Source organism: Bacillus sp. RC51, assembly GCF_044908115.1.
GTDB lineage: Bacteria > Bacillota > Bacilli > Bacillales > Bacillaceae_G > Bacillus_A > Bacillus_A mycoides.
The window spans coordinates 191,476-201,600 of the sequence record NZ_JBIYCW010000011.1 but is presented as its reverse complement, the minus strand read 5'-3'; the positions used below and the strand labels follow the sequence as shown (position 1 = coordinate 201,600).

The following is a 10,125-nucleotide window of genomic DNA, read 5'->3' as shown; positions in this document are numbered from 1 at the left end:
CCAGGATCAAACTCTCCAATAAAGTTAGTTTGTCTAGCATCTAAAAATAAAAATTGACGTTCACGTTGTTTGTTTCGTTCAGTTTTCAAAGAACTTGTCTGCCGCTTCAAAAGCGACTTCATCATATTAACATCTTCATTTTTCGATGTCAACTATGTTTTTAATTTTCTTTTTTGTCGTTTTCTGCGTTTCCGCATCAGCGACGTTTATTAATATACCATCATGGTTTTTAAATAACAAGTATTTTTTATAAAAAAATACAAAAAGTTATCTATCCTACTTTCTTCTATAGAAAGAACCCTTATCCTTTCTACTAAAAACATTCATTTTGATTGTATACAAGTTACTATACACTATCATCAACCAGGCAGTATTTCACAATAACTTCCTAACCTTTAGTCTTCTCTTTTTTAAATTTTATAATTACCATAGTTCTACTTAAGAAGGACAAATAATTATTTAAATGTAGAGTAACAAAAAACGAGGCCACTATACTAGAGCAAAACTTTAATTCCTGATTTTTCTCTCCAATCAGGAATTTCGCTTCCACAAATAACAAACTTCCCCTCGAAATATTAACTTAAGGTTATTGTTAGAATTTTTTTACATTTAATTAATGAAAGATATCCAATTTTTGTTATATAGTAAGAAAGTGCCCACAAAACTATAAATAAACTAATGGAGGAATTATTTTATGGATAGGTTAACAAAATTTTCATTAAAAAACCGAGCCGCTATTATTATCATGGTTTTTCTCATTTCCATACTCGGTGTTTATTCCGGCTCTAAATTGCCTATGGAATTTTTACCAAGCATCGATAACCCTGCAATAACTGTTACGACATTATCTCAAGGGCTCGATGCTGAAACGATGACCAAGGACGTAACTGATCCCCTTGAAAAACAATTTCGTAATTTAGAACATATCGATGGCATCACTTCTTCCACACATGAGGGATTATCACGCATCGACATTGCATATACATCCAAGGCAAATATGAAAGACGCGGCACGCGAAGTCGAAAAAACAATTAATACGATTAAATTACCTAAAGATGTAACTAAACCTGTTGTTAGCCAATTAAACACTTCTATGATTCCACTCGCTCAAATTACCATCCAGAAGCAAAACGGATTTTCAAAAGCTGACGAAAAACAAATTGAGAAAGAAATCGTACCACAACTCGAAAGCATTGATGGTGTTGCCAATGTTATGTTTTTCGGAAAATCAACTTCCGAATTATCCATCGTACTTGATCCTAACCAACTAAAAGATAAAAACGTAACATCACAGCAAGTATTAACAGTTTTACAAGGAAAAGAAACTTCCACTCCAGCCGGAGCAATTACCGTTAATAAGGCAGAATACAATCTTCGTGTCATCGGGGATATAAAAAATGTAAATGACATAAAAAACATCACCGTTACACCTCAAGTAAAATTACAAGATGTTGCTCAAATTGAATTAAAACAACATTACGATACAATCTCGCACATAAACGGGGAAGAAGGAACAGGATTAATCATCATGAAAGAGCCGAGTAAAAATGCGGTTGCAATCGGAAAAGAGATTGATAAAAAGATTAAAGATATAAGCAAGCAATATAAAGATCAATTCTCTATTAAACTTTTAGCTTCAACTCATGAGCAAGTTGAAAATGCTGTTACTAGTATGGGAAAAGAAGTAATCCTTGGGGCAATTGCTGCAACTCTCATTATCTTAATCTTTTTACGCAGCTTCCGAACAACACTCATCGCTGTCGTTAGTATTCCATTATCTATTTTATTAACACTATTTTTACTCCATCAATCTAACATCACACTTAACATTCTAACTCTTGGTGGCTTAGCCGTTGCAGTCGGACGTCTCGTCGATGATAGTATCGTTGTCATCGAGAATATTTTCCGTCGTTTACAAAAAGAATCTTTCTCTAAAGATATTATTCTCGATGCAACAAAAGAGGTCGCCGTCGCAATTACCTCTTCTACTTTAACGACAGTCGCCGTTTTTTTACCTATCGGTCTCGTATCGGGAGTAATCGGAAAACTAATGTTACCTATGGTGTTAGCAGTTGTGTATTCTATACTTTCTTCCTTAATTGTGGCATTAACAGTCGTTCCACTTATGGCTTTTTTACTGCTCAAAAAAACAAAACGTCGCAATTCACATTCTTCACCGCGATATGTCGCTACATTAAAGTGGGCTCTTTCTCATAAGTTTATCATTCTACTCACTTCTTTTTTATTATTTGCAGGATCAATTGCAGCCTACATACTACTTCCGAAAGCGAACATAAAGTCTGAGGACGATACAATGCTTTCCGTTAACATGACATTTCCAGGTGATTATGATTCTGAAGCTAAAAAACAAAAAGCCTTTGATTTCGAAAAGAAACTCCTCTCTAATTCTGATGTAACAGATGTTATTTTGCGAATGGGATCTAGCGCAGAAGATGCACAATGGGGACAGACAACTCAAAACAATCTTGCAACTATATTTGTAGTCTTTAAAAAAGGATCTAATATCGACCAATATATTAAAGAATTAAAAAAGGATCATAATACTTTTGAACCAGCTGAACTTGATTATATAAAAACGAGTTACTCTGACTCTGGAGGCGGAAACAACTTACAATTTAACGTAACCGCTACTAACGAAGCAAATTTAAAAAAGGCCGCTAACATCGTCGAAACAAAACTAAAAGGTATGGACGATCTCTCTAAAGTAAAAACAAATATGGAAGACTCTAAAAAAGAATGGCAAATTCATATCGATCAAACAAAAGCGGAACAACTCGGTTTAACACCGGAATTAGTAGCACAACAAGTATCATTCCTTATGAAGAAATCTCCTATTGGGGAAATTTCAATCAATAATGAAAAAACAACTATTATGATAGAACATAAAAAGGCATCCATTAACAAACAAGAAGATATTTTAAACACAAACATACTATCACCTATTCACGGACCTATTCCTTTAAAAGACATTGCAACTATTTCAGAAAAGCAACTTCAAACAGAAATCTTCCATAAAGATGGGAAAGAAACGATACAAATTACTGCAGAAGCTTCAAGTGAAGATTTAAGTAAAGTAAGCGCAGAAGTAAATAAGGCTATAACCGACTTAGATTTACCTAACGGAGCAAAAGTAAATATCGCAGGCGCTACCGAGTCTATGCAAGAGAACTTCACAGATTTATTCAAAATTATGGGAATTGCAATTGGGATTGTATATTTAATTATGGTTATCACCTTCGGGCAAGCACGTGCTCCTTTCGCGATTTTATTCTCTTTACCATTAGCTGCTGTCGGCGGTATTTTAGGATTAATCATTTCAAAAACACCTGTTGACGTAAATTCATTAATCGGCGCATTAATGCTAATCGGGATTGTCGTTACAAATGCTATTGTATTAATAGAAAGAGTGCAACAAAATCGGGAAAACGGTATGGAAACAAGAGAAGCCTTACTAGAAGCAGGATCTACTAGATTACGCCCAATTATTATGACAGCTATAACAACAATCGTCGCTATGCTACCGCTCCTCTTCGGGCAATCTCAAGCAGGAAGTATGGTATCGAAAAGTCTGGCCGTCGTTGTAATCGGTGGTTTGGCAGTCTCAACCGTTCTTACATTAGTAGTCGTTCCCGTTATGTATGAACTATTAGATAAAATCGGGAGAAAAAGACGCTCCCGCAGAAAAATAAGCACTTCTACAGAAACACCTGATATTTAAACTAAAAGGCGTTATCTTCAATTATGAAGATAACGCCTTTTTTATCCCTCTATCTATCCATAATATAATCCATCACTTTTTTACCATACTTCTCTAGCGGCTCTCCAGAATCCACAATAAGATATTCACCATGTAAAGGCCTTTTACTGCCAGCCAGACATTTTTTAAATGCTACCTCTGATTCTACTTTTGTAATTTGACTTATCTTACGTTCACGCGTTTGTAACCTACGATTAATTTCTTCTATATTATTAAGATAACATTCAATATATTTATATGTAGCACCATGTTTCTGACATAAATCTATTCCTTTTTTAACCATCCCTTCATAGAGACATGGACTATCTAATATCACACTGCGCTCTTGTTCCAACAAAAAAACTATCAGTTTCCACTCAATATCATAGGAGATTCCCCCAACCACTTTTGGTTCAACACCTTTTTCCTTTAATGATTTTAATAAAGCTGATTTCACGACGTCATGATCTACAATAACAGCACCTGTTAATTTAGCGATATACTTAGAAAGTGTCGATTTCCCAGATCCAGGAAACCCCGACATTTGCAGAAAAAACACTTCCAAACCCCTCCCTATTTTCAGCCGAATTTCTATATATTAAGTTACCTATTCGGTCACTCTTCTTCTTTTCCTGCCAACAACAAAATGTCCGTAAAAAAACTCCCTGTTTATAAACAGAGAGCTCTTACCTTCAATTTATGCCGCTTTTACCTTCTTCGTCGTTTTACTTTTTCTTTTCGCTCCTGTAAAACGTTTGTGTAATACAGATGCTACAAAGCGTGAAATGATATTGAATAATAAAACCATAATAATTAATACAGCTGCAGATTTTGTTGCAATTAACTTCGCATCCGGGATAATCCCTTCAGAGTTTAATTTCCAAATGTGAACAGCTAACGTTTCAGCTGGTCTAAATGGATTTAAAGGATGCGAGGGGCTCGAGAAGTCCGCTGCTGAATTTAAAATAGGTGATGTTAAACCCGCTGTATAAATTAACGCCGCAGCTTCACCGAATATACGGCCTGCCGCTAAAATAATACCTGTAATGATTTGTGGTAACGAAGACGGGATAATGATGCGGGCAATTGTTTGCCATTTCGTTGCACCTAGTCCAAGACTCGCCTCTTTTACATTATGAGGAACTTCAGAAATCGCATTTTCACAAACACGTGTTAAACCAGGCAAATTCAAAATAGTTAAAGCAAGAGCTCCACCCATTACTGTATATCCCCAGCCTGTCATGGTAACAAATACTAATAAGCCAAATAATCCAACAACAATAGAAGGTAAAGACGCCATTGTTTCAATACATAAACGAACAAAACTTAAAAAACGACCTTGTTTTGCATACTCCGCTAAATATATTCCAGCCCCTAGTCCAAGAGGAATAGATATAATAAGTGTTATAACAAGCATGTAGAAAGAATTGAATAACTGTGGACCAATTCCCCCACCAGCTCTTGTATTGCTTGGTTCTCCGAATAAGAAACTAGGATCCCAAAATCCCCATCCCTTTTGCAGAATTTCGTACATTAAAAAAGCCAGCAAAGCTACAACTAAAGCTGCAACCCCATAAAAGATACCTGTCCAAACTTTATTTACCGTTCTTGCATTCATTATTATCGCTCACCTCTTTGACCAATCGCTCGAATTACTAAAATAAACAGGAATGAAATAACAAGTAAAATCATTGCTAATGTCCATAGCGCATTGTTCCAAGCTGTTCCGTTCAATGTATTCGTCATATCCATTGTCAGAATACCTGTTAACGTTGCTGTTGGACTATATATTCCTTCCGGTAATTTAATCGTGTTCCCGATTACCATTTGAACCGCTAACGCTTCACCAAAAGCACGCGCTAACCCTAAAACTATACCTGTTAAAATTCCTTGTTTTGCAGCAGGAACAATAACTCGGCTAATCGCTTGCCATTTCGTCGATCCTAGACCGTAAGAAGCTTCCAAGTAATCAAACGGAACAGAGCGTATTGCATCAGAGGCAATACTAGCAATAGTAGGTAAAATCATAATACTCAGGACAATAATACCCGCAATTAAACTAAATCCCACTCCACCGAACGAATCCCGTAATAGAGGAACCAAGATCGTAACCCCTAATAATCCGTATACAACTGATGGAATACCAACTAATAATTCTAAAACAGGCTTTAATACTTTATTCCCAAACTTCGGCGAAATTAAATTCATGAATATAGCAAGAGCTATAGCAATTGGTGCACTAATGACAACAGCACCTAACGACACAAGCGTCGAACCGACAATAAAGATGACAGCACCATACGTACCTTGATCAGCATTTGGATTCCATTTTGTCGAAGTTAACACCTCAGAAAACGAGATACCACTTTGCGTGAAAGATTGAATTCCTTTGCCGCAAATAAACGCAATAATAGCTAATGTAATAAAAACAATAAAGATACCGCAAAACGTAACAAGTGATCTACCTATATATTCACTCTTTACGTAATTAATTTGTTTTTTCCCCTTCATCACAGGACAGACCCCACTTCATAGATTGAAATGAACAGGACTGGCCTTGCAGCCAGCCCCATAAAATTTTATTACTTATTTAATTTAGACATTGGGATGTAACCCATATCTTCTACTTGTTTTTCGAAATCTTTACCTTTTACATAGTCAATGTAAGCTTTTGTCGCTTCTTTCGCCTCACCTTTAGTTACCATGTACTCATAAGACCAGAATGGATATTTACCAGCAGAGATGTTTTCAACTTTCGGTTCAGCACCATCAATTTTCACAGTTTGCAATGCACCTTTTTTATCGCCAACCATGTAAGACATTGCTAAATAGCTGATTGAACCTGGAGTAGAGTTAATCGCTTGCTCTACTGCACCGTTAGAATCTTGTGTTGTACCAGTTCCATCATTAATTTTAGCTTCTTTCATAACTGTTTTTTCAAATGTAGCACGTGTACCAGATGAAGCTGGACGATTAATTACATTGATTTTTTCATCTTTTCCGCCTAACTCTTTCCAGTTTGTCACTTTTCCAGTGAAGATATCTTGTACTTGTTTTGCTGTTAAGTTATCAACTTTTACATCTTTATTTACGACAAGTGCGAATGCGATACCCGCTACCTTGTTATCTACTAATTCTTTCGCTTTTTCAGCATCTTTTATTTTATCTGAAGCCGGAACATCCGAATTACCAATTTGTACTGCACCAGATGCTACTTGGTTAATCCCAGTTCCACTACCGCCACCTTGAACTTGAATAGAAACTTTTGAATTTCCCTCCATGAATTTCTTTCCAGCTTCTTCCGCAAGAGGTTGAAGAGCTGTAGAGCCAGCCGCTGCAATCGTACCTGATAATTCTTGTTTTGCATCGCTACCTTTAGCAGCTTCCTTATTATCCGTACTTTCTGTTTTTCCACATCCAACTAATGCACCTGCAACAACTAAAGCCGCTAAAGAAAATTTAATACCCTTTTTCATAATCATGTCTTGTACCCCCATTTGGATTATCACTTTTCGAATTCATCTTCTTTCGAACACAAATTCATTGTAGGACAACAATATTATGTGAGTGTTAAGCAATTTTTAAGTTTAAGTAAATGGAGGTAACATCCCATAAAAGCTAGACATTCCAACATTTACAGTTAAAAAAGCCAACAAAACCCACACTAAACACGCAGTATTGTAAATTTAATCTTAACAATGTAAATTCAATGTAAATATTTTTCTTTATTTTGCCCTTTAGATTAAAACTATATTTACAATTCCTTTATATTTTTTAACTTTCACACTCTTACTTCATTTACATTAAGAAGAATTCCAGTAATATTTTTCGGTACAACTAAATAAATTGGAACAATTCTAAAAATATTTGAATATTTTTAAAGTACTAATTGACAGCATCATTAAATGTAGTCTACTATATTAGTATCAAAAAGTTTACCTAAGGAAACTTTTTAAACTAAAACTAAAAATATAGAGATGAGGTAACTTTTATGGTATCGGCTAATACTAAACCCCTTTCCGAATTCAGAACAGGGGAATTTGTACAAATTGAGAAGATACAATTAGAAGGAACTATGAAACGACGCTTATTAGATTTAGGCTTTTTTCCTGGAGCGACAATTAAAGTATTACAACGCAGCCCACTTGGAGACCCAGTCGCTTATCAAGTAAGCAACACAACTATTGCACTGCGTAGTGAAGAAAGCTCCCTTATTTTCGGGGTATTAATAGGAGATGATTTCAGATGAGTAACCATCGCATTGCGTTAGCTGGTAACCCGAATACCGGGAAAAGTACATTATTTAATACTTTAACAGGCTTAAAACAACATACTGGAAACTGGACGGGGAAAACTGTTTTAAAGGCTGAAGGGGAATATAAGCATGGCGGAAATATATATACAATAATAGATTTACCTGGAACTTACTCACTGTATTCAAATTCGGCAGATGAAGAAGTAGCACGAGATTATATTATATTTGAAAAACCAGAAGTAACTGTAGTTGTTATAGATGCAACTGCAATGGAGAGAAATTTAAATTTAGCACTCCAAGTGATGGAAATGACAAACGATGTGGTCATTTGTATTAACTTAATTGATGAAGCGGAGAAAAAAGGAATCATTATTGACGAAAAGAAATTAGCAAAATCACTCGGTGTACCTGTAGTGAAGATTTCTGCTCGCAACCGAGTAGGCATTGGTCATTTGCTAAATGTCATCGCTAAAGTAGCAAATAAAAAACTAATTCCAACACCAATTAAAATTACTTATAACGATAAAATCGAAAATATGATTCAGGAATTAGAACCACAAATTTATAAAGTATTCGGTGATACGTATCCAGCACGTTGGATTGCATTACGTATATTAGATGGAGATAAAAATTTCTTAACTACACTTCAAAAACACCATAACGAACCACTTGTAAGGGAGGTTATAATCAATGGAATCTCACTCAGCCAGTAAAGCTCTTCCACTGGACTATATTGTTCAACATGCACAAACACTTTCAAAAGAAGATATACGAGATGATATTGTCGGAGATATTTATCGAACCTCCGCAAGTATATGTAAAGAAGCTGTTCAATATACAAATACCGATAAATTGTATCGTTCTGAAAAACTAGATAAAATTTTCACATCTCCAATCTGGGGATTCCCAATTATGCTCGGTATTTTATCTATTATTTTTTATCTTACAATTGCAGGCGCTAACGTACCTTCTGATATGATCGCTAAGTTCTTTGGCTGGGTAGAAGGATATTTAACATCTTGGTTCCAAGCAATGCATGCACCAGAATGGCTACATGGCATTTTAATACTTGGTTTATTCCGCGGTATCGGTGCTGTTATTAGCGTTATGTTACCACCTATGGCAATCTTTTTCCCTATGTTCGCGCTATTAGAAAACTACGGATATTTACCACGTGTCGCATTTAACATGGACCGCTTATTCAAACGATCTGGTGCACATGGCAAGCAATCTTTAACAATGGCAATGGGATTCGGTTGTAATGCAGCTGCCATCATGTCAACACGTATTATTGAATCACCACGTGAACGTATGCTTGCAATCTTAACAAACAACTTCGTTCCTTGTAACGGTCGCTGGCCTATGTTAATTTTAATGGCTTCATTATTTATGGCTGCTGGTTATACAGGTAGTATGCAAACACTTGTTACTGCTGGCGTTGTAGTTGGAATGGTTGTAATTGGTGTCATTATGACATTAACCGTTTCTTGGGTACTATCAAAAACAGCTTTAAAAGGTGTTCCGACTCACTACACACTTGAGTTACCACCGTACCGTAAGCCAAAAGTTTGGAATACAATTGTACGTGCAACACTCGATAAATCAATATATGTTTTAAAACGAGCTGTAGTTGTAGCTGCCCCTGCAGCTGCATTAACTTGGTTACTTGCTAATATTTTCATCGGTGACACAAGCTTACTTATGTATTTTGTAAACTTCCTAGATCCATTTGCTAAAATGTTAGGACTTGACGGATTTATTCTAGCAGCGTTTATTCTTGGACTACCAGCTAATGAAATTGTTATTCCGATTTTATTAATGTCTTACTTATCAACTGGTGCTTTAACTGAAATAGATGATTTTAATCAAATTAAAAATCTATTCTTAGAACACGGTTGGACTTGGTTAACCGCGTTAAACACAATGTTGTTCTCTCTTCTTCATTTCCCATGTGGAACAACACTAGTTAACATATATAAAGAAACAAAAAGTGCAAAATGGACATTCTTATCGTTCGCAATCCCTACTGTCATTGCCATTGTTGTTACATTCCTCTCTACACAATTGGTACATTGGTTAGGACTTGTATAAAAAACAAAGCATACATAGAAGG

8 protein-coding genes are annotated in these 10,125 nt (G+C 35.7%); 4 read left to right on the top strand and 4 right to left on the bottom strand.

The window, feature by feature from the left end; genetic code table 11:
• Positions 1-694 precede the first annotated feature (694 nt).
• Complete coding sequence (locus ABH959_RS21010; RefSeq protein ID WP_113937944.1) at positions 695-3,739, top strand: efflux RND transporter permease subunit; 3,045 nt, start codon at positions 695-697, stop codon at positions 3,737-3,739.
• A gap of 49 nt (positions 3,740-3,788) precedes the next feature.
• Here ABH959_RS21010 and ABH959_RS21005 read toward each other — a convergent pair whose 3' ends face one another.
• The 4 genes from ABH959_RS21005 to ABH959_RS20990 form a co-directional block, all read right to left on the bottom strand.
• A complete protein-coding gene (locus ABH959_RS21005; protein WP_404493117.1) occupies positions 3,789-4,316 on the bottom strand; it encodes a P-loop nucleotide/nucleoside kinase family protein in 528 nt (175 codons plus the stop codon).
• A 138-nt stretch (positions 4,317-4,454) separates the two neighbouring features.
• The gene (gene pstA / locus ABH959_RS21000; RefSeq protein ID WP_113937942.1) at positions 4,455-5,375 is read right to left on the bottom strand and encodes a phosphate ABC transporter permease PstA; all 921 of its coding nucleotides are present in this window, start codon (positions 5,373-5,375) and stop codon (positions 4,455-4,457) included.
• A 2-nt stretch (positions 5,376-5,377) separates the two neighbouring features.
• Complete coding sequence (gene pstC, locus ABH959_RS20995; protein WP_002090872.1) at positions 5,378-6,268, bottom strand: phosphate ABC transporter permease subunit PstC; 891 nt, start codon at positions 6,266-6,268, stop codon at positions 5,378-5,380.
• A gap of 71 nt (positions 6,269-6,339) precedes the next feature.
• Positions 6,340-7,239, bottom strand: coding sequence for a phosphate ABC transporter substrate-binding protein PstS family protein (locus ABH959_RS20990; RefSeq protein ID WP_139367925.1), 900 nt, complete (start codon positions 7,237-7,239; stop codon positions 6,340-6,342).
• A 509-nt stretch (positions 7,240-7,748) separates the two neighbouring features.
• Here ABH959_RS20990 and ABH959_RS20985 point away from each other — a divergent pair.
• From ABH959_RS20985 to ABH959_RS20975, 3 genes are read left to right on the top strand one after another with little or no spacing between them, the layout of a single operon-like run.
• Positions 7,749-8,006 carry a FeoA family protein gene (locus tag ABH959_RS20985; RefSeq protein WP_002090873.1) on the top strand — a complete coding sequence of 86 codons (258 nt, stop codon included), beginning with the start codon at positions 7,749-7,751 and terminating at the stop codon, positions 8,004-8,006.
• Positions 8,003-8,725, top strand: a complete 723-nt coding sequence (locus ABH959_RS20980; protein WP_002010621.1) for a FeoB small GTPase domain-containing protein — start codon at positions 8,003-8,005, stop codon at positions 8,723-8,725. The genes ABH959_RS20985 and ABH959_RS20980 overlap by 4 nt, the downstream gene beginning before the upstream one ends.
• The gene (locus ABH959_RS20975; RefSeq protein WP_002125307.1) at positions 8,703-10,103 is read left to right on the top strand and encodes a nucleoside recognition domain-containing protein; all 1,401 of its coding nucleotides are present in this window, start codon (positions 8,703-8,705) and stop codon (positions 10,101-10,103) included. The genes ABH959_RS20980 and ABH959_RS20975 overlap by 23 nt, the downstream gene beginning before the upstream one ends.
• The last annotated feature ends 22 nt before the right edge of the window (positions 10,104-10,125 follow it).